Genomic DNA, 18,028 nt, shown 5'->3' with positions numbered 1-18,028 from the left:
CTACTGTCCGAGCGGGAGGACGTCGGCGTCGAAACAGGTGCGGTCGCCGGTGTGGCAGGCGGCACCCGTCTGGTCGACCCGGACGAGGACGGTGTCGGCGTCGCAGTCCAGCGCGACGGACTTGACCTGCTGGATGTGGCCCGAGGTGTCGCCCTTGACCCAGTACTCCTGGCGGCTGCGCGACCAGTAGGTGCAGCGGCCGGTGGTCAGGGTGCGGTGCAGTGCCTCGTCGTCCATCCAGCCGAGCATCAGCACCTCGCCGGTGTCGTACTGCTGGGCGATGGCCGGGACGAGTCCGTCGGCGCCGCGCTTGAGTCGGGCGGCGACGGCGGGGTCGAGGCCGCTGGCGGGCGGTGGGGTGCCGGGCGTGGGCGAGCTGGTCATGTCCCCATTGTGCCGTGGTCAGGAGGGCCGTCCGGGCGTGCGTCCACTGGGCGGACGCTGGACACCGGTCGTACGCTGGCGGACATGTCGACCCATGCGAAGCGCGAACGACTTCTGCTTGCCGACCTGTTGGAGGGGGCGGGCCCGGAGGCCCCGACCCTCTGCCACGGCTGGACGGCCCGGGATCTGGCGGCCCATGTGGTGGTGCGGGAGCGCAGGCCCGACGCGGCGGCCGGGCTGGTGATCGGCCCCTTGAAGAGCCGCAGCGAGCGGATCAGGGACGAGTTCACCTCAAAGCCGTACGAGGAGCTGATCCAGCTCATCCGTACGGGGCCGCCCCGGATGTCCCCGTTCGGCGTGAAGCAGGTGGACGAGGCCGCCAACACCGTGGAGTTCTACGTCCATACGGAGGACGTGCGCCGGGCCCAGCCCGACTGGACGGCGCGTGAGCTGGACCCGGTCTTCGCCGACGTCCTGTGGTCGCGCACCGAGAAGGCGGCGCGGATGCTGGGGCGCAAGGCACCGGTGGGCCTAGTGCTGCGCCGCCTCAACGGTCAGACCGCCGTCGCGCACAAGGGCACCCCGGTGGTGACGGTGACCGGTGAGCCGGGCGAGCTGCTGCTGTTCGCGTTCGGGCGGCAGGACGCGGCGCGGGTGGAGCTGGAGGGCGACCAGGACGCGATCTCCCGGGTGACGACCGCCAAGCTCGGGATGTAGCGCTGTGGTGCTGTAGCGCGACGGTCAGCGCGGGAGTTCCGCGCGGCGCAGCGGGGCGAGGGCCAGTCCGGTCACCGCCCCCGCCGCGCACAGCGCGGCGCTGGCGACGAAGACCGGGCCGGTGCCCCAGAGGGCGACGGCCGCGCCGGTGACCGGGTAGCTGAGCGGCGCGAGCGCGTGAGTGAAGAGCGTCGAGACCGAGGTGACCCGGCCCAGGTAGGCCGGGTCGGCGGCGGTCTGGACGAGGGCTCCGCACAGGGCGCCGCCGAGTCCGGCGAAGAGCCCGACGATCGCCGCGACACCGGCCGCGAGCGGTACGGAGGGCGAGTAGGCAAGGGCGGCGATGGCGACCGCGCCGGTCAGTACGGTGAGGCACATGGTGAGCCCCGCCCTGGGGACCCGGCCGCGCACGGCCAGCAGCAGGGCGGACGCGCCCGCGCCGATGCCGAACGCGGCGATGACCCAGCCCATTCCGGAGGCCCCCCAGCCACGCTCCTCGCTGAGCAGGATCAGGCCGAGGTTGAGCGGTCCCACGAAGCCCAGTTCGCTGAGGGCGACGACGAGCATCAACGGGCCGAGCAGCGGGTGACGGCGGATGTGGCGCACCCCGTCGACGAGTTCGCGCCATGCGGTGCCGGCGGGTACGGGTTCGGCCGCGTCCGCCACCGGCAGCGGGCGCATCCGGACGGCGAGCAGCAGCGGCAGCGAGACGGCGAAGAGCGCACCGGCCACCGCGAAGGCGAGGACCGGGCCGCCCAGGGCGACGGCGACACCGCCGAGCGGGGCGCCCAGCACGGTCGCGGTCCGGGTGGCGAGGCCGCGCATCCCCTGGACCCGGGCGAGCTGTCCGGCGGCGGTGATCCTCGGCGGCAGGGCCCCGACGGCGGGCAGGAACAGGGCGTCGGCCGCGCCGAAGACCAGGGCTACGGCGATCAGCATCCACACCGTGGGCGAGGTGAGGAGCAGCGCCCCGGCCAGCCCGAGGATGACGAGGCAGCGGGCGGTGTCGCTCACGACGACGACGCGGCGCGGCCCGAACCGGTCCGCGAGCACTCCCCCGCCGAGCAGCAGCAGGGCCCTGGGTATGGAGCCGACGGCCAGCACGAGACCGGTCTCGGAGGCGGTGCCGGTGCGGGCGGCGGCCCAGGCGAGGGCCATGTAGTAGACGTTGTCGCCGATCGTGGACGCGGTGTAGGCGCCGAGCCAGCGCAGCACGTTGCCGTCTCGGTGGGCGGGGCGTTCCGGAGCCTCTGGGGGCGTGAGCGTGGCGGTCACGGGGGCGTGTCCTCTCGGGTGGCCGGGTCAGGTCCGGAACGGGAATCCGTACAGGTGCATCGCGACGTTCTCGCGACCTTCCGTGTCGCCCGCCTCCTCGCGGACCCTGCCCTGTTCCTCGTACCGGTTGATGACCTCGTGCAGCTCCCGTTCGAGCGAGGCGAGCTCCTCGGGGTTCAGCCGGGCCAGGTACTCGGAGGCGAAGGAGCTTTTGCGCCACGGGGGCGTCCAGCTCCGGTACGCGTCGAGGAAGCGGCGGTACATCTCGATGTGCTGGTCGAACGAGAGCCGGCCGACGGCGGCGCGGGTGGCGACCTTCTCGGGGGCGTCGCTGAAGTCCTCGTCGTGGAAGCTCAGCCCCTTCGAGGCGGGCTGCCACCAGCGCTCGCGGCCGTCCCTGCCCGGCCCCTCGGCCGCTTCGATCAGGCCGTGGTCGGCGAGCTTGCGCAGGTGGTAGCTGACGAGTGAGACCTGTTCGTCGACCTGCTCCGCGAGCTGGGAGGCGGTGGCCTGCCGGGCGATGTAGAGCGCCCGGTAGAGCTTCATCCGCAGCGGGTGCCCGAACGCCTTGAGGGTCCCGAGATCGGAGATCCTGCGTGATTCGTTGCTTGCCATGCCCCCACGGTAGATAGGAAAGAAAACTTGCGCAATATCTGTTGCGCAATAAATGTTGCGGAACCTGGACCCGTCACGACAGCAGGTTCGTCACGGCGGCGGACATGAAAACGCCACCGGCCTTCACGGCAGGTGGCGTCATCTGGAAGGGGGTTCAGCGGACCGGGTGGCCGGCCTCCCTGAGGGCGCCCTTGACCTCGGAGATCCGCAGGTCACCGAAGTGGAAGACGGACGCGGCGAGGACGGCGTCGGCTCCCGCGCCGACGGCCGGTGCGAAGTCCGCGAGGCGGCCCGCGCCGCCGGAGGCGATGACTGGGACGCTCACGTGCTCGCGTACGGCCGCGATCATCTCGGTGTCGTAGCCGTCCTTGGTGCCGTCGGCGTCCATCGAGTTGAGCAGGATCTCGCCCGCGCCGAGCTCGGCGGCCCGGTGCGCCCATTCGACGGCGTCGATGCCGGTGCCCTTGCGGCCGCCGTGCGTGGTGACCTCGAAGGTGCCCGCGGGGGTGCGCCGGGCGTCCACGGAGAGCACCAGGACCTGCCGGCCGAACCGCTCCGCGATCTCCCGGATCAGCTCGGGACGGGCGATGGCCGCGGTGTTGACGCCGACCTTGTCCGCGCCGGCCCGCAGCAGCTTGTCCACGTCATCGGTGGTGCGGACGCCGCCGCCGACGGTGAGCGGGATGAACACCTGCTCTGCGGTGCGGCGCACCACGTCGTAGGTCGTCTCGCGGTCGCCGCTGGAGGCGGTGATGTCGAGGAAGGTCAGCTCGTCGGCGCCCTCGGCGTCGTACAGCTTGGCCATCTCCACGGGGTCACCGGCGTCGCGCAGGTTCTGGAAGTTGACGCCCTTGACGACGCGGCCCTTGTCCACGTCGAGGCAGGGGATGACACGTACGGCGAGCGTCATCGCGCACCTGCCCGGTAGGCCTCGACCTCGACCTCGACGACCAGGCTGGGGTCGATGAAGCCGGACACGATGATCATGGAGGCGGCGGGCCGCACGTCGTCGAACAGCTCCTTGTGCGCACGGCCGATCTCCTCCACGTCCCGGGCGTGGGTGAGGTACATCCGGGTACGGACGACGTCCTCGCGGCCGAGCCCCAGTTCCTTCAGCGCCTCGAAGGCGACCCCGAAGGAGGTGACGGCCTGCTCGTAGGGGCCGCCGGCGGAGATCTGGCCGCCGACCACGGAGGTGCACCCGGACACCAGGACCAGTCCGTTGGACAGCTCGACGGCGCGGGAGTAGCCGATCTTCTCCTCCCAGGGGCCGCCGGAGGAGACGCGCTTGACGGAGTCGGTCATGCGGCGACCGCCTTCAGGGCCTCTTCCAGCGTGAACGCCTCCGCGTAGAGCGCCTTGCCGACGATCGCGCCCTCGACGCCCTCGGGGACGAGCAGGGAGATCGCGCGCAGGTCGTCCAGGGAGGAGACTCCGCCCGAGGCGACGACGGGGCGGTCCGTGGCGGCGCAGACGTCCCTCAGCAGGCCCAGGTTGGGGCCCTGAAGCGTGCCGTCCTTGGCGATGTCGGTGACGACGTAGCGGGCGCAGCCCTCGGCGTCGAGGCGGGCGAGGGTCTCGTAGAGGTCGCCGCCGTCGCGGGTCCAGCCCCGGCCGCGCAGCGTGGTGCCGCGTACGTCGAGGCCGACCGCGATCTTGTCGCCGTGCTCCGCGATGACCTTGGCGACCCATTCCGGGGTCTCCAGGGCGGCGGTGCCGAGGTTGACGCGGCGGCAGCCGGTGGCGAGGGCGGCGGCGAGCGTGGCGTCGTCGCGGATGCCGCCGGACAGCTCGACCTTGATGTCCATGGCACCGGCCACCTCCGCGATGAGGGCGCGGTTGTCGCCGGTGCCGAAGGCGGCGTCCAGGTCGACGAGGTGCAGCCACTCGGCGCCGGAGCGCTGCCAGGCGAGGGCGGCCTCCAGCGGGGAGCCGTACGAGGTCTCCGAGCCGGACTCGCCGTGCACCAGGCGGACCGCCTGGCCGTCGCGTACGTCTACGGCGGGGAGCAGTTCAAGCTTCGGCATTACAGCGTCTCGATCCAGTTGGTCAGCAGCTGGGCGCCGGCGTCGCCGGACTTCTCGGGGTGGAACTGGGTGGCCCACAGCGCGCCGTTCTCCACGGCCGCCACGAACCGTTCGCCGTGCGTGGCCCAGGTGACCCTGGGGGCACGGATGTTGGCGTTGGTGACTTCGAGGGACCAGTCGTGCGCGGCGTACGAGTGCACGAAGTAGTACCGGGCCTCGGGGTCGAGTCCGGCGAACAGCCGGGAGTCCGCCGGGGACTCGACGGTGTTCCAGCCCATGTGCGGGACGACGTCGGCCTTGAGCGGGCCCACGGTGCCCGGCCACTCGTCGAGCCCCTCGGTCTCCACGCCGTGCTCGATGCCGCGCTCGAAGAGGATCTGCATGCCGACGCAGATGCCCATGACGGGGCGCCCGCCGGCCAGCCTGCGGCCGATGATCCATTCGCCGCGGGCCTTCTTCAGCCCCTCCATGCAGGCGGAGAACGCGCCGACGCCGGGCACCAGCAGCCCGTCGGCGTTCATCGCCGTGTCGAAGTCGCGGGTGATCTCGACCTCCGCGCCGACCCGGGCGAGGGCGCGCTCCGCGGAGCGGATGTTGCCGAAGCCGTAGTCGAAGACGACGACCTTCTTCTTGCTGTGCACCTTCTTCTCGCTGTCCACGCGGCGCCCCTAGTCCCAGAGTCCCTGGATCCGCATGACGCCCGCGACCAGGCACATCAGGGATCCGATGGAGAGCAGCACGATGACGCCCTTGGGCATGCCCTGCTTCGAGAAGGAGTAGACCCCGCCGGCCAGGAAGAGGCCGACCAGGATCAGGATGGTGTTGAGGCCGGTCACAGCGCGCCCTTCGTGGAGGGGAGGATTCCGGCCGCACGCGGGTCGTGCTCGCTGGCGTAACGCAGGGCACGGGCCAGCGCCTTGAACTGGCACTCCACGATGTGGTGGGCGTTGCGCCCGTACGGGACGTGGACGTGCAGGGCGATCTGCGCCTGAGCGACGAACGACTCCAGGATGTGCCGGGTCATCGTCGTGTCGTACTCGCCGATCATCGGCGCCATGTTCTCGGGCTCTGTGTGCACCAGGTACGGGCGGCCGGAGAGGTCGACGGTGACCTGGGCGAGCGACTCGTCCAGCGGGACGGTGCAGTTGCCGAAGCGGTAGATGCCGACCTTGTCGCCGAGGGCCTGCTTGAAGGCGGCGCCGAGCGCGAGGGCGGTGTCCTCGATGGTGTGGTGCGAGTCGATGTGCAGGTCGCCGTCGGTCTTGACCGTGAGGTCGAACAGCCCGTGGCGGCCGAGCTGGTCGAGCATGTGGTCGTAGAAGCCGACCCCGGTCGCGACATCGACCTTGCCGGTGCCGTCGAGGTTGATCTCGACGAGCACGGAGGTTTCCTTGGTGGTCCGCTCCACTCTTCCTACGCGGGCCTCGCGAGTCATGCGTCGTGCTCCTTCTTCAGTTCGCGTACCGCATCGAGGAACGCGTCGTTCTCTGCCGGGGTCCCTGCGGAGACCCGCAGCCATCCCGGTACGCCGTTGTCCCGGACCAGGACGCCCCGGTCGAGAATGTGCTGCCAGGCGGTGTGGCTGTCGGCGAAGCGGCCGAACTGGACGAAGTTGGCGTCCGAGTCGGTGACGTCGAAGCCCTGGGCGCGCAGCCCGGTGACGATCCGGTCGCGTTCGCTCTTGAGCTGGGCCACGTACCCGAGGAGCGTATCGGTGTGCTCCAGGGCGGCGAGCGCGGTGGCCTGGGTGACGGAGGACAGGTGGTACGGGAGCCGGACCAGCTGGACAGCGTCCACGACGGCGGGGTCCGCGGCGAGGTAGCCGAGCCGCAGTCCGGCGGCGCCGAACGCCTTCGACATGGTGCGCGAGAGCACCATGCGGGGGCGGCCCTCGATCAGCGGGAGCAGCGAGGGGTGGTGGCTGAACTCGCCGTACGCCTCGTCGACCACGACCATCGACGGCTTCGCGGCCTGCGCGGCGTCGTACAGCGCGAGGACGGTCTCGGCGTCGACCGCGGTGCCGGTGGGGTTGTTGGGCGAGGTGATGAAGACGACGTCGGGCCGCTCGCGGGCGATGACCTCGCGGGCCGCGTCCACGTCGATGGTGAAGTCCTCGTTGCGCGGCCCCGAGATCCAGCCGGTTCCGGTGCCTCGGGCGATGAGGGCGTGCATGGAGTACGAGGGCTCGAAGCCGATCGCGGTACGGCCGGGGCCGCCGAAGGTCTGCAGCAGCTGCTGGAGCACCTCGTTGGAGCCGTTGGCCGCCCAGACGTTGGCGCGGCCGACCTGGTGCCCGGCGGTGCGGCTGAGGTAGCGGGCCAGCTCGGTGCGGAGCTCGACGGCTTCCCGGTCGGGGTAGCGGTTCAGGTCACGGGCGGCCTCGCGGACCCGCTCCGCGATCCGGTCGACCAGCGCCTCCGGGAGCGGGTACGGATTCTCGTTGGTGTTCAGCCGGACCGGTACGTCGAGCTGGGGCGCGCCGTACGGGGACTGGCCGCGCAGTTCGTCCCGGATGGGGAGGTCGTCCCAGGCGTTGCGGGGGGAATCGCTGTTCGTCACTGCTGCGGAACCTTCCAGCCGAACCGGGCCTTCAGCGCGGCGCCGTGGGCGGGGAGGTCCTCCGCCTCCGCGAGGGTCACGACGTGGTGGGTGACCTCGGCCAGCGCGTCGCGGGTGTAGTCGACGATGTGGATGCCGCGCAGGAACGACTGCACGGACAGCCCGGAGGAGTGGCAGGCGCAGCCGCCGGTGGGCAGTACGTGGTTGGAGCCGGCGCAGTAGTCGCCGAGGGAGACCGGGGACCAGGGGCCGACGAAGACCGCTCCGGCGTTGCGGACCCGGTCCGCGACGGCCGAGGCGTCGGCGGTCTGGATCTCCAGGTGCTCCGCGGCGTACGCGTCGACGACCTTGAGACCGTCCTCCAGGTCGTTGACCAGGACGATCGCGGACTGGCGGCCGGCCAGCGCGGGTTCGATCCGGTCCGTGACGTGCTTGGTCGCGGCGACCTGCGGCTTGAGCTCGGCCTCCGTGGCGGCGGCGAGCTCCTCCGAGTCGGTCACCAGCACCGCGGCGGCCATCGGGTCGTGCTCGGCCTGGCTGATCAGGTCGGCGGCGACGTGCACCGGGTCCGCGGTGGAGTCAGCGAGGATCGCGATCTCGGTGGGGCCTGCCTCCGCGTCGATGCCGATGCGGCCCTTGAGGAGGCGCTTGGCGGCGGCGACGTAGATGTTGCCGGGGCCCGTGACGAGGTCGACGGGCAGGCAGTCCTCGGTGCCGTAGGCGAACATCGCGACGGCCTGGGCGCCGCCGGCCGCGTAGACCTCGTCCACGCCGAGCAGGGCGCAGGCGGCCAGGATCGTGGGGTGCGGCAGTCCGCCGAACTCCTTCTGCGGCGGGGACGCGACGGCGATGCCCTCGACGCCCGCCTCCTGGGCCGGGACCACGTTCATCACGACGGAGGACGGGTAGACCGAACGCCCGCCCGGCACGTACAGCCCGACGCGCTCGACCGGCACCCACTTCTCGGTGACGGTGCCGCCAGGGACGACCTGGGTGGTGTGCGTGGTGCGGCGCTGCTCGCGGTGGACGAGGCGGGCGCGGCGGATCGACTCCTCCAGGGCGGCGCGCACGGCGGGGTCGAGCTGCTCCAGCGCCTCGTCGATCGCCTCGGCCGGGACCCGGATCGAGCCGATCCGCACCCCGTCGAATTTCGCCCCCCAGTCGATCACTGCCGCGGAGCCACGATGGCGTACGTCCTCGCAGATGGGCCGCACCGTTTCCAGGGCGGCTTCCACGTCGAACTCGGCACGGGGCAGCAGGTCGCGCAGGGCGCCGCCCTCGGGGAGGGCATCGCCGCGCAGATCGATTCGAGAGATCACCTCCCAATTCTCTCAGACCGCTCCAGAGCCCCGGACGCCCGTATCACTGGCTGATACATGCCCTCGCTGTCACGGCTGACTATTAGCGTTCATTCGGTCACTCAGAGGGAATAACGGGACTACGGACCGACCCCCGATGTGCTGGTCGGCCCAAGGCTCCGAGTGAAAGGGGCGTCGGTGACCGAACCGCACGACGGGGATTTTCCGGACGACCTCAGCGCGGCCGAGCTGGGCATGTGGCAGTCGTTCAGGAACGGGACCACCTACGATCTGCGCGCCCGTGACGCGGCCCTCAACGATCCGTTCGCCCCGCTCGCCTGGGGCCTGGAACGCAGTGTGGACGCCCGGGTAGTCGCCCGGCTGCTGCTGAGCGGCCCCAAGGCCAGGCCCGGCCGGGTGGCCGCGCTGAAGCTCCGGGGCGTACGGATCACCGGAAAGCTGGATCTCGCGGGCGGCCGGGTGGAGCCGTACGTGGAGCTGACCGACTGCCGATTCGAGCAGGAAGTGGTGCTCCCCGAGTGCCACTTCACGACCTTGCGGATGGTCGGGTGCGCGATGCCCCGGCTGGACGCGGCCCGGCTGCGCACCGAGGGCGATCTCCATCTGCCGCGCTGCCGGGTGGAACGCGGCATCCGGCTCACGGACGCGCAGATCGGCACGGATCTGCTGCTCAACCAGATCGGCATCGGGCCCGACCGGCAGGGCCGGGCGTTCATCGGTGACGGGCTCACCGTCGCCCAGGACCTCCAGGCGGAGATGATCGAGACGCTCGGCGAGCTGAGCCTGCGCGGGGCGAAGGTGGGCGGTTCGCTGAGTCTGCGCGGCAGCCGGCTCCGGGCCACCCAGGGGCTCCGCGCGCTGAACGCCCCGCAGCTCAGTGTGGAGCGGACGCTGTACATGAGCGAGGCCTGGGTCAGCGTGGACACCGGGAACCAGGGCAACACTCCCCCGTACGGCATCACCCTGTCCCCGACGCCCGCGCACGGCACCCGTGCACAGGTCTTCCGGTGCCGCGGCGGGGTGCGGCTGGACGACGGGCGGTTCGGGGACGCCGTCGATCTGCACAAGGCCGTCTTCGTCCTGATCGGCCACGAGGAGCTGTCGCTGCGCCGGATAGTCGCTCCGGAGCTGAGGTTCAACCCGGAGCGCCCGGCCCAGGGCCGGGTGGTGCTGAACGGGGCGAAGATCGTCACGCTGATCGACGTGTCGACCAGCTGGCCGGGTCCGGGCGGTCTGGCGATGGGCGGGTTCGTGTACGAGAACCTCGTCCCGTACGGGCACTTCCCGCTCTCCCGGCGGCTGGAGTGGGTGGCGGCGGCGACCCCGGAGTACGTGCCGGAGCCGTACGAGCGGCTGGCCACGGTGCTCCGCAACAGCGGCGAGGACGCGGACGCCCGCGAGGTGCTGCTCGCCAAGCAGCGGCGGCGCCGGGAGACCCTGCCGCCCGCCGCGAAGCTCTGGGGCTACCTCCAGGACTGGACGGTGGCGTACGGCTACCGGCCGGGGCGGGCCGCGGTGTGGATGGCGGTGCTGTGGGCGGCGGGAGCGGTGGCCTTCTCGCGCTACCAGCCGGCGTCGATCAAGGGGAACGAGCATCCGGAGTGGAACCCGGCCCTGTACGCGCTGGATCTGCTGGTGCCGGTGATCAACCTCGGCCAGGACGGCTACTGGCTGATGGAGGGCGGCTGGCAGTGGGTGGCGGCCGCGCTCATCATGCTGGGTTGGATACTGGCCACCACCGTCGCGGCAGGGGCCTCACGGCTGCTGAGCCGCAGCTGACCGGGGAGCGGCCCCGCCGCGCCCGGCCGTTGCCCCTCCACCCGCTCCACGAGCGGACGGAGGGGCAACGGGACGCGCCCCCGCAGCCGCGCCCACGCCTGGCGGACGGTCTTCCGGTTACTCCCCGAACGGCAATAATCGGCCAGATTCCGCATTTTCCTTTACTCTTTCTTGGCCATCTGCCGGGCAACCCTTTCACTCGCCACCAAAGTTTCACAGCACCCCTCTGGCGCCGCTCCCACCAGCGCTTTTCAATGGTCTGCACCATGCCTTTCCTCCGCGCTCTGCTCCGTACCGCGCGCATGGTCCGGCACACCCCGGAACTGTCGACCGGGTTGCCCGCGGACCATGCGGTGATGCTCGACGCCCCCGACGACAGACTGTCGCCCGCACTGGTCGCCGCCGCGCTCGGGGAGTACGAACCGGCCGCGAAGCTGCTCGCCACCACCAGGGACGCGGGCGAGTGGGAGAGCCGGGACCGCTACCTGAAGCGGCTCGTGGCGTTCGCCCGCAACCGGGACGGCTGGCTGGGCGACTGGCTGGCCGCCGCCCCGCACGACCCCGACGCGCTGCTCGTCAAGGCTCAGCTCGCCCTGTTGCGCGGCTGGGAGTCGCCCGCCCGCGCGGAACAGCTGCGCCAGGTGGGTCCGATGATCACGGCCGCCGCGGAGTGCGACCCGCGCGATCCGGTGCCCTGGCGCCTCGCGCTCGACCACGCCCGCGGCACCCGGGCCACGCACACCACGTTCGAGGCACTGTGGGAGCAGGCCATACAGCGCTCCACGCACCACTACGGCTGCCATGTCGCCGCCCTCCAGTACCTCTCCGCCGCCTGGTACGGCTCGCACCGCGAGTGCTTCGACTTCGCGGAGCGGGCAGCGGAGGACTCGCTGTCCAGCTCCCTGGTGCAGGCGCTGCCGCTGCGGGCGGCCTTCGCCGTGCTGACCGAGGGACCGGACGTGCGGACCACCTCGGTGCAGATCGAGCGGATCGACCGGGCCGCGGATCTGGCGATCACGCTCTCCGCCGCGTTCGCTCCGGGCGATCCGTGGCCGGCCGAGGTCCGCAACCTGCTCGCGTACGTGCTGGTCGCACGGGGGCGGTGGGACGAGGCGCTGGAACAGTTCCGGCAGATCGGACCCCACGCGGCGTCGTTCCCGTGGTCCTCCGTGTCCGACGATCCGCTCGGCCGGTTCCTCGACGCACGCGACGGCACCAGGCTCCAGGTGGCGTCTGTGACGCCCTTGCGACACCGGGCCGACCGAGGACGGGCCCGCGGCCATTACGCTTGACCGTTGTGACCACCGCTCGCCTGCCTCTGTTCCCGCTGAACGCGGTGCTGTTCCCCGGCCTCGTGCTGCCGCTGAACGTCTTCGAGGAGCGTTATCGCGCCATGATGCGCGAGCTGCTGAAGACCGATGAGGACGAACCGCGCCGCTTCGCCGTGGTCGCCATCCGCGACGGCCGCGAGACCGCTCCGACGGCCACCGGAATGCCCGACCCCGGCCGCGTTCCGGCCGAGCGCGGTCCGGCGGACGGCTTCGGCCCCGATCCCGTCCAGACGTTCCACCGGGTGGGCTGTATCGCCGACGCGGCGAAGATCCGGGAGCGCTCGGACGGCAGCTTCGAGGTCCTGGCGACCGGCACCACCCGGGTCCGGCTGCTCTCGGTGGACACCGGCGGCCCGTATCTGACGGCCGAGCTCGAAGAGCTGGACGAGGATCCGGGCGAGGACGCGGGCGCGCTCGCCGAGGGCGTCCTGCGGGCCTTCCGGAGCTACCAGAAGCGGCTGGCGGGCGCGAGCGAACGCTCCCTCACCACCGGTGCGGACCTGCCCGACGACCCGGCCGTCATCTCGTACCTGGTCGCCGCGGCGGCCGTACTGGACATCCCCGCCAAGCAGCGCCTGCTCCAGGCCCCGGACACCGCGACCCGGCTCCGCGAGGAGCTGACGCTGCTGCGTTCCGAGACGGCCGTCATCCGGCACCTGCCGTCGCTGCCCGCGGTCGAGCTGACCCGGGCCCCGACCCACCCCAACTGAGCGACCGGAGGGCCACTCCCCCGTGGCGAAGAAGCCGAAGAAGCAGCCCCAGTCCGGCTCCACGCCCGCCACGGTCGCGCTGACCGCGGCCGGCACACCCTTCACGGTGCACGCCTACGAGCACGACCCGGCGGCCGCCTCCTACGGCGAGGAGGCGGCAGAGGCACTCGGCGTCTCCCCCGACCGGGTGTTCAAGACCCTGGTGGCCGATGTGGACGGCCGGCTGACGGTCGCGGTCGTCCCGGTCGCCGGTTCGCTGGACCTGAAGGCCCTGGCCACGGCCGTCGGCGGGAAGCGGGCGGCCATGGCGGACCCGGCGGCGGCGGAGCGGACCACGGGCTACGTCCTGGGCGGCATCTCCCCGCTGGGCCAGCGCAAGCGGCTGCCCACGGTGCTGGACGCGTCGGCACGGGCCCACTCCACGGTCTGCGTCTCCGCGGGGCGGCGCGGCCTGGAGGTCGAACTGTCCCCGGAAGATCTGGCGGCCCTGACGGGCGCGGTGTTCGCGCCCATCGGCCGGGGTCAGGCCTGAGCCTCCGCTACGAGCCCGTGGGCGGCACAGGCGGCTCGGGCCTCGACGGCCCGGTCTTGGGCCCGGTCTCGGGCCCGGCCCCCGACGACGGCGCGGCCCCGTACACCGGCGCCCCGCCCGGCCCGTGGTAGACCCCCCAATCCGGTTCCGGGTCCCGCGGCCCGAACATCGCCGTCAGCCCCAGGTGCACGGCCATCGCCGCCAGCGACCACGCCAGCAGCGCTCCCTTCGCGTGCAGCTCCAGCGGCGCGTCGAAGATCACGCCCTTGCCGACCTCGCGTGCGTGGGCGACCACGTCATCGGTCGGCCCGAGCCTGGTCCCCAGCTGCCACGCCAGCACGGAGCCGAGCATGCCGCCCACCGCGAGGCCCACGACGAGTACGACCCCGCCCCGCCGGTGGAAGAGGAAGGCCAGCCCCGCGGAGACCGCGCCGAACGCCAGCGCGAGCAGCGCGAACGTTCCGTCGGCCCCGATCGCCTCCTCACCCTCGCTGTCGCTCAGGAAGACGGCGGTGTTGTCGGAGATCAGCGGCACCCTGGGCGCCAGCCACAGCCACAGCAGTCCGAGCGCGACCCCGGCGACCGTCACGGCCGCGCAGACGATCCCGGCCCGGCGCAGATCCGTACGGAGATCCCGTTCCTCCTGCGACTCCAGCAGGTTCCTGAGATGGGAACCGCCGGGACCGCCCCCCTTCTGCGGCGTCTGCCACGGCTCGTGGGGCGAGGGCTGGCTCGGCGGCGTCAGAGGTGCTGTCACCGTGCCATCGTGCCAGGCGTCCCTGTGCCGCGCCTCACCGGACCGCCGCCCTGCGGTACGCCCAGGCCGCCACGGCCAGCGAGAGGACGCCCACGACGGCGCAGACGGCCAGGTCGAGGGTGACGACGGCCCAGTCGGGGTGGGCGTCGAAGGAGCGGGCGAGCGCCTCGACCCCGTAGGTGGAGGGCAGCAGATCGCGGGCCCAGCCGATCGGCTCCGGCAGCCGGTTCGCCGGGAGCACGCCCAGCAGCAGGGCGGCGGACATGCCCAGCTGCCCCAGCAGCGTGGCCAGCTCCTGCCGGGGCGCGAGCAGCCCGAGCGCGGCGCCGAGTCCGGAGAGGGCCGCGCCGGAGAGCGGGATGACGGCGACGAGCACCCACAGGTGGGCCATCGGCAGCCCGAAGAGCACGCTGCCGGCCACCGCCGTGACGATGGTGCCGGGCACGGTGAAGGAGGCGTACGCCCCGGCCGCCCCGAGCACCACGGCGGCGGGCGGCACGGGCAGCGTCGCGTAGTGGTCGAGCCCTCCGCCGGCCCGGAGCTGCCCGAAGTACTGGGCGAGCAGGTTGAGCGCGACGAAGGCGACGACCAGGACGCTGGACCCGGCCACGACGGCCCGCGCCTCCGAGCCGCCGTCGACGACCCCGCGCATCAGGACCATGATCCCGACGGACTGGAAGGTCGCCACGAAGAGCAGCGGGATGCGGGCGACCCTGGCCCGGGAGAGCTGGGCCCGGTAGACCGCCGCGAGTGAGGGGAAGAGCCCGGCCCTCGGGGCGAGCTCGGCGGCCTGCGTGCTCCGGCCGTCGGCGGAAGCGTCCCGGCCTGCCCTGTCCGACGGCCCGGAGTGGGCCGGCTGCCCGGACTGCCCGGGCACCGCCTCCGCGCGAACGATGCTCGTCACCTGGCGCTGCTCCTGTTCGGTCCCTGCCCGGCCGTACGCCCGTACCGGTCCTTGCCGGTCGCGCCGCTCGTCGCACGCGTCGCGGTCATGACTTCACCAGTCCCTTGGTCGCGCCACCGCCGAGCGCCAGATAGACATCCTCCAGGCTGGGCGTGGCCAGGGTGAAGTCGTCGAGCGCGGCGAAGGCCGCCCCGCCGGTCACCGCGGCGACCGCCGCCCGTGCCTCGTCGGGCCCGAGCCGCAGCACCCAGCGGCGTCCGGACTCCTGCGCGGACGCCCGCAGCGCGGCGACCTCCGGCACCTCCAGCGGGGCCCGTTCGCGCCACACCAGCTCCACCCTGACCTCACCGGCGACCTGCTCCTTGAGCCCGGCCGGGGTGTCGCAGGCGATGACCCTGCCCCGGTCGATGACGGCGACCCGGTCCAGGACGGTCTCCGCCTCGATGACGTTGTGGGTGACCAGCAGCACCGTCGCGCCGCGCTCGGCCCGCCGCCGGTCGACGGCCGCCCAGACGGCACGCCGGGCGACCGGGTCCATGCCGGTCGTCGGCTCGTCGAGGATGAGCACCGGCCGCTCCCCGACCAGCGCGGCCGCGACGCACGCGAGTCGCCGCTGCCCGCCGGAGAGCTTCTTCAGGGGCCGGCCTGCGAGTTCGGTGAGGCCGAGTTCGTCGAGTACGGCGTCGCGTTCGGCACGGGCGTCCCGTACCGGCAGTCCGCGCAGCCGTCCGGTGGTCTCCGCGGCGAGCGCCACCGTCAGCTCGTCCAGCGCGGTCGACTCCTGGCCGAGGTAGCCGAGCAGCCTGGCGGCCCGCTCGGGATGGCGCACGAGGTCGTGGCCGAGCATGTCGACACTGCCGGAGTCGGGCCGCATCAGCCCGGTGAGCTGCCGTACGAGGGTGGACTTGCCGGCGCCGTTGGGCCCGAGCAGTCCGAAGATCTCACCGCGCCGGACGTCGAGGCTGATGCCGTCGGTGGCGCGTACCTCTGGGGTGGCGGGCCTGCCGCGCCTGCCCCGGGCCGCCGGGTAGGTCTTGACCAGATCACGCACCGCGCACACGGTGCCGCTCGCCGTCTGCGCCTGTGCTGTGCCCGTACTCACGAGGTACGAGAGTACGGGGTCCGGGCGCCCCGATGACGCCCGGGGCCGCGACGGCGGGCCATCAACGCGGCGATCCGCGGAAGGGTTGAGCGCCCCGGCCATCGATGCGGTCTCAGTCCCCGGCAGGTGCCGCTTTCTCCGATTTCTCCGCGCGGGCCACCGGCGGGGCGTGCTTCTCGGGCGGCGGCGGCACGTGCTCCGTGGCCGCCCGTACGTCGATCTCGCGCCAGAACCCGGCCCGGATCGCGTACCGGTCGTGCTCGTCGATCTGGTCGTCCTTGTGCGCGAGCAGCCCGAACCGGGCGGCGTACCTGAGCAGTTCGCCGTCGATGCGGTGCGGGACGCGGGGGTACATGGTGGACAGCTTCTGGAGGTGGAGCGTCTCCGGCAGCCGTTCCATCCAGCGCCGGGCGAAGACCTGCCCCACCTCGAAGGGGTCGCCGCCGACCGTGGTGATGTCCTCCTCGCGGTCCGCCCAGCGCTGCTCCGCGCTGGTGATCTGGGCCAGCGTCGGGAGGGACGCGGTCTCCGGGGGCTCACCGAGGGGGCCGCCGCGCTCCACCCAGCCCCGGTCGGAGGACCAGCGCAGGGTGGCGTTGGCGGGCGGCGGGGCGGCTTGCTGGGCGGGCTGGGCGCCGGGGCCGCGCAGGGTGCCGGCGAGGTCCTTCGGGGTGGGGACGCCCCGGCCCGGGTGGCTGTGCGGGGTGTGCGGAGCGGGCTCCTCCGACGGTTCCGGCGCACCGGCTCGGGCGGCCTCCGCCTGGGCCTCCGTGGCCCGCTCCGCCGAGGCCGCGAGGGCGGCCTCCGGCAGCGGGGCGGAGAGGATCGCGGCGATCTCGGAGTTCCGCGCGGCGGGCGGCGGCGCGCACGGGCCGCCGGTCTCCTTGGCGCGTACGGCGCGGGTGATCCAGGTCCGGTCGAGCACGCGCCGCTCGTCGGCCTCCGCGACGAGGTCCTCTGACTGGTTGTAGTCGCCGTCGGCGGCCTGGACCGCCCAGAGGTGGACGGCCACGCCGTGTTCCTTGGCGGACATCAGGCCGGGCAGCAGATCGCCGTCGCCGGTCACCAGGACCACGTCGGAGCAGGCGCGGTTGCGCGCGAGTTCGGTGAGCTCGGCGTGCATCGCCGCGTCGACGCCCTTCTGTGCCCAGCGTCCGTCACTGCGGGTGAGGGCGCCCAGTCGCACCGTCACCCGTGGCATGACGCGCAGCCTGCGATGCTCGGGCTGCGGTACCCGGTCGGGGGCGCCGTCGAACCAGTAGATCCGCAGCAGCGGCTGTTCCGTGTCGGCCTCCGCCCGCTCCCTGAGCCCCTGGATCAGCGCCGCGTGGTCGACGGTGATCCGGGAACGGGCGGGCTCTCCGGCCAGCAGGCTGGCGGCCGCGCCCAGCAGGTAACCGGCGTCCACCAGGACGACGCAACGGTCCACGCGTTCCACCCTCTTCCAGGAATTCGGGAACGGGTCCACTCGGGTCAGGGGTTTTCTTCGAGTCTGCCCGACCACGCGGGGGTTAACGGGTGGAACTCGATCATCGGCGTGGCGGATCCGGAAAACGGCGCATCATACCCCCTCACTACGCACGGTAATGATCCAACATGCGATGTTTATCCGATTATGTGAATTTGATTGTGGTCCTGGCCCCGAGAGTCCCCCAAGGAGGAACACCATGGCCAAGAACAAGAACCGCAAGCAGGGCAGCCAGCAGGACCGCGCTACCGAGTCGGAGCGCGGTGCGCAGGAGGCACGGTCCACGGCTTTCGAGTCGCAGAACCAGTCTCAGACCCAGTCCCAGGGCAGCCCTGCCGATGTTGCGCGTAAGCATCAGCGGCGCTTCGGCCACAACTGACCGGACTCCTCCGGTACGGCCACCGGCCGGTAGAGCCGAGAGGGGGGGGCCGCGGGGGGGGGGGGGGGCCCCCCCCCCGGGGGGGGGGGGGGGGGGCGGCCCCCCCCCCCCCCCCCGGCCGCCCCCCCCCCCCCCCCCGCGGCGGCCGGGCGCCGCCCCCCCCCCCGACG

General features: G+C 72.5%; 21 protein-coding genes. 6 read left to right on the top strand and 15 right to left on the bottom strand.

Going from position 1 to position 18,028, the window contains the following annotated elements; all coding sequences use genetic code 11:
• Positions 1-384 carry a phosphoribosyl-AMP cyclohydrolase gene (gene hisI, locus ACFVQ0_RS22130; RefSeq protein ID WP_390090469.1) on the bottom strand — a complete coding sequence of 128 codons (384 nt, stop codon included), beginning with the start codon at positions 382-384 and terminating at the stop codon, positions 1-3.
• Positions 385-468: 84 nt separating this feature from the next.
• Here hisI and ACFVQ0_RS22125 point away from each other — a divergent pair, with 84 nt between their 5' ends.
• Positions 469-1,101: a TIGR03085 family metal-binding protein gene (locus tag ACFVQ0_RS22125; protein ID WP_390090468.1), complete on the top strand. Its 633-nt coding sequence runs from the start codon at positions 469-471 to the stop codon at positions 1,099-1,101.
• 24 nt (positions 1,102-1,125) lie between these two features.
• Here ACFVQ0_RS22125 and ACFVQ0_RS22120 read toward each other — a convergent pair whose 3' ends face one another.
• From ACFVQ0_RS22120 to hisD, 10 genes are all read right to left on the bottom strand, one after another.
• The gene (locus tag ACFVQ0_RS22120; protein ID WP_390090466.1) at positions 1,126-2,376 is read right to left on the bottom strand and encodes an MFS transporter; all 1,251 of its coding nucleotides are present in this window, start codon (positions 2,374-2,376) and stop codon (positions 1,126-1,128) included.
• A 27-nt stretch (positions 2,377-2,403) separates the two neighbouring features.
• The gene (locus tag ACFVQ0_RS22115) at positions 2,404-2,991 is read right to left on the bottom strand and encodes an ArsR/SmtB family transcription factor (protein ID WP_390090464.1); all 588 of its coding nucleotides are present in this window, start codon (positions 2,989-2,991) and stop codon (positions 2,404-2,406) included.
• Between the two features lie 154 nt (positions 2,992-3,145).
• Positions 3,146-3,901 carry an imidazole glycerol phosphate synthase subunit HisF gene (gene hisF / locus ACFVQ0_RS22110; RefSeq protein ID WP_390090462.1) on the bottom strand — a complete coding sequence of 252 codons (756 nt, stop codon included), beginning with the start codon at positions 3,899-3,901 and terminating at the stop codon, positions 3,146-3,148.
• Positions 3,898-4,296 (bottom strand): RidA family protein, encoded by a 399-nt coding sequence (locus ACFVQ0_RS22105; RefSeq protein WP_390090460.1) that lies wholly within the window; start codon positions 4,294-4,296, stop codon positions 3,898-3,900. Before ACFVQ0_RS22105 ends, hisF begins: the two co-directional genes overlap by 4 nt.
• Positions 4,293-5,018, bottom strand: a complete 726-nt coding sequence (priA, locus tag ACFVQ0_RS22100) for a bifunctional 1-(5-phosphoribosyl)-5-((5-phosphoribosylamino)methylideneamino)imidazole-4-carboxamide isomerase/phosphoribosylanthranilate isomerase PriA (RefSeq protein ID WP_123526613.1) — start codon at positions 5,016-5,018, stop codon at positions 4,293-4,295. Before priA ends, ACFVQ0_RS22105 begins: the two co-directional genes overlap by 4 nt.
• On the bottom strand, positions 5,018-5,659 hold the full coding sequence (gene hisH / locus ACFVQ0_RS22095; RefSeq protein WP_390090765.1) for an imidazole glycerol phosphate synthase subunit HisH: 642 nt from the start codon (positions 5,657-5,659) through the stop codon (positions 5,018-5,020). The genes priA and hisH overlap by 1 nt, the downstream gene beginning before the upstream one ends.
• A gap of 27 nt (positions 5,660-5,686) precedes the next feature.
• Positions 5,687-5,854, bottom strand: a complete 168-nt coding sequence (locus ACFVQ0_RS22090) for a hypothetical protein (protein ID WP_199884395.1) — start codon at positions 5,852-5,854, stop codon at positions 5,687-5,689.
• On the bottom strand, positions 5,851-6,453 hold the full coding sequence (gene hisB / locus ACFVQ0_RS22085; RefSeq protein ID WP_311306228.1) for an imidazoleglycerol-phosphate dehydratase HisB: 603 nt from the start codon (positions 6,451-6,453) through the stop codon (positions 5,851-5,853). The genes ACFVQ0_RS22090 and hisB overlap by 4 nt, the downstream gene beginning before the upstream one ends.
• Complete coding sequence (locus ACFVQ0_RS22080) at positions 6,450-7,577, bottom strand: histidinol-phosphate transaminase (protein WP_390090457.1); 1,128 nt, start codon at positions 7,575-7,577, stop codon at positions 6,450-6,452. Before ACFVQ0_RS22080 ends, hisB begins: the two co-directional genes overlap by 4 nt.
• Positions 7,574-8,896 carry a histidinol dehydrogenase gene (gene hisD, locus ACFVQ0_RS22075; protein WP_390090455.1) on the bottom strand — a complete coding sequence of 441 codons (1,323 nt, stop codon included), beginning with the start codon at positions 8,894-8,896 and terminating at the stop codon, positions 7,574-7,576. The genes ACFVQ0_RS22080 and hisD overlap by 4 nt, the downstream gene beginning before the upstream one ends.
• Positions 8,897-9,073: 177 nt before the next feature.
• Here hisD and ACFVQ0_RS22070 point away from each other — a divergent pair, with 177 nt between their 5' ends.
• From ACFVQ0_RS22070 to ybaK, 4 genes are all read left to right on the top strand, one after another.
• A complete protein-coding gene (locus ACFVQ0_RS22070; RefSeq protein ID WP_390090453.1) occupies positions 9,074-10,675 on the top strand; it encodes an oxidoreductase in 1,602 nt (533 codons plus the stop codon).
• Positions 10,676-10,929: 254 nt separating this feature from the next.
• The gene (locus tag ACFVQ0_RS22065) at positions 10,930-11,967 is read left to right on the top strand and encodes a hypothetical protein (protein ID WP_390090451.1); all 1,038 of its coding nucleotides are present in this window, start codon (positions 10,930-10,932) and stop codon (positions 11,965-11,967) included.
• A gap of 5 nt (positions 11,968-11,972) precedes the next feature.
• The gene (locus ACFVQ0_RS22060) at positions 11,973-12,716 is read left to right on the top strand and encodes an LON peptidase substrate-binding domain-containing protein (RefSeq protein ID WP_390090449.1); all 744 of its coding nucleotides are present in this window, start codon (positions 11,973-11,975) and stop codon (positions 12,714-12,716) included.
• Between the two features lie 22 nt (positions 12,717-12,738).
• Positions 12,739-13,248: a Cys-tRNA(Pro) deacylase gene (gene ybaK, locus ACFVQ0_RS22055; protein WP_390090447.1), complete on the top strand. Its 510-nt coding sequence runs from the start codon at positions 12,739-12,741 to the stop codon at positions 13,246-13,248.
• Between the two features lie 7 nt (positions 13,249-13,255).
• Here ybaK and ACFVQ0_RS22050 read toward each other — a convergent pair whose 3' ends face one another.
• The 4 genes from ACFVQ0_RS22050 to ACFVQ0_RS22035 all read right to left on the bottom strand — a co-directional run bounded on the left by ACFVQ0_RS22050 (position 13,256) and on the right by ACFVQ0_RS22035 (position 17,449).
• Positions 13,256-14,005, bottom strand: a complete 750-nt coding sequence (locus ACFVQ0_RS22050) for an ABC transporter permease (RefSeq protein ID WP_390090445.1) — start codon at positions 14,003-14,005, stop codon at positions 13,256-13,258.
• Positions 14,006-14,039: 34 nt separating this feature from the next.
• Complete coding sequence (locus ACFVQ0_RS22045) at positions 14,040-14,909, bottom strand: ABC transporter permease (protein ID WP_390090443.1); 870 nt, start codon at positions 14,907-14,909, stop codon at positions 14,040-14,042.
• Positions 14,910-14,994: 85 nt separating this feature from the next.
• A complete protein-coding gene (locus ACFVQ0_RS22040; RefSeq protein ID WP_390090763.1) occupies positions 14,995-15,969 on the bottom strand; it encodes an ABC transporter ATP-binding protein in 975 nt (324 codons plus the stop codon).
• Between the two features lie 154 nt (positions 15,970-16,123).
• On the bottom strand, positions 16,124-17,449 hold the full coding sequence (locus tag ACFVQ0_RS22035) for an NYN domain-containing protein (RefSeq protein ID WP_390090441.1): 1,326 nt from the start codon (positions 17,447-17,449) through the stop codon (positions 16,124-16,126).
• A gap of 229 nt (positions 17,450-17,678) precedes the next feature.
• On the opposite strand from ACFVQ0_RS22035, the gene ACFVQ0_RS22030 reads away from it, so the two are divergent.
• Entirely contained in the window at positions 17,679-17,858 is a 180-nt protein-coding gene (locus tag ACFVQ0_RS22030; protein WP_390090439.1) for a hypothetical protein, read from the top strand.
• The last annotated feature ends 170 nt before the right edge of the window (positions 17,859-18,028 follow it).

Source organism: Streptomyces sp. NPDC057900, assembly GCF_042887885.1.
Lineage (GTDB): Bacteria > Actinomycetota > Actinomycetes > Streptomycetales > Streptomycetaceae > Streptomyces.
This window is presented reverse-complemented; position numbering and strand designations above follow the sequence as displayed.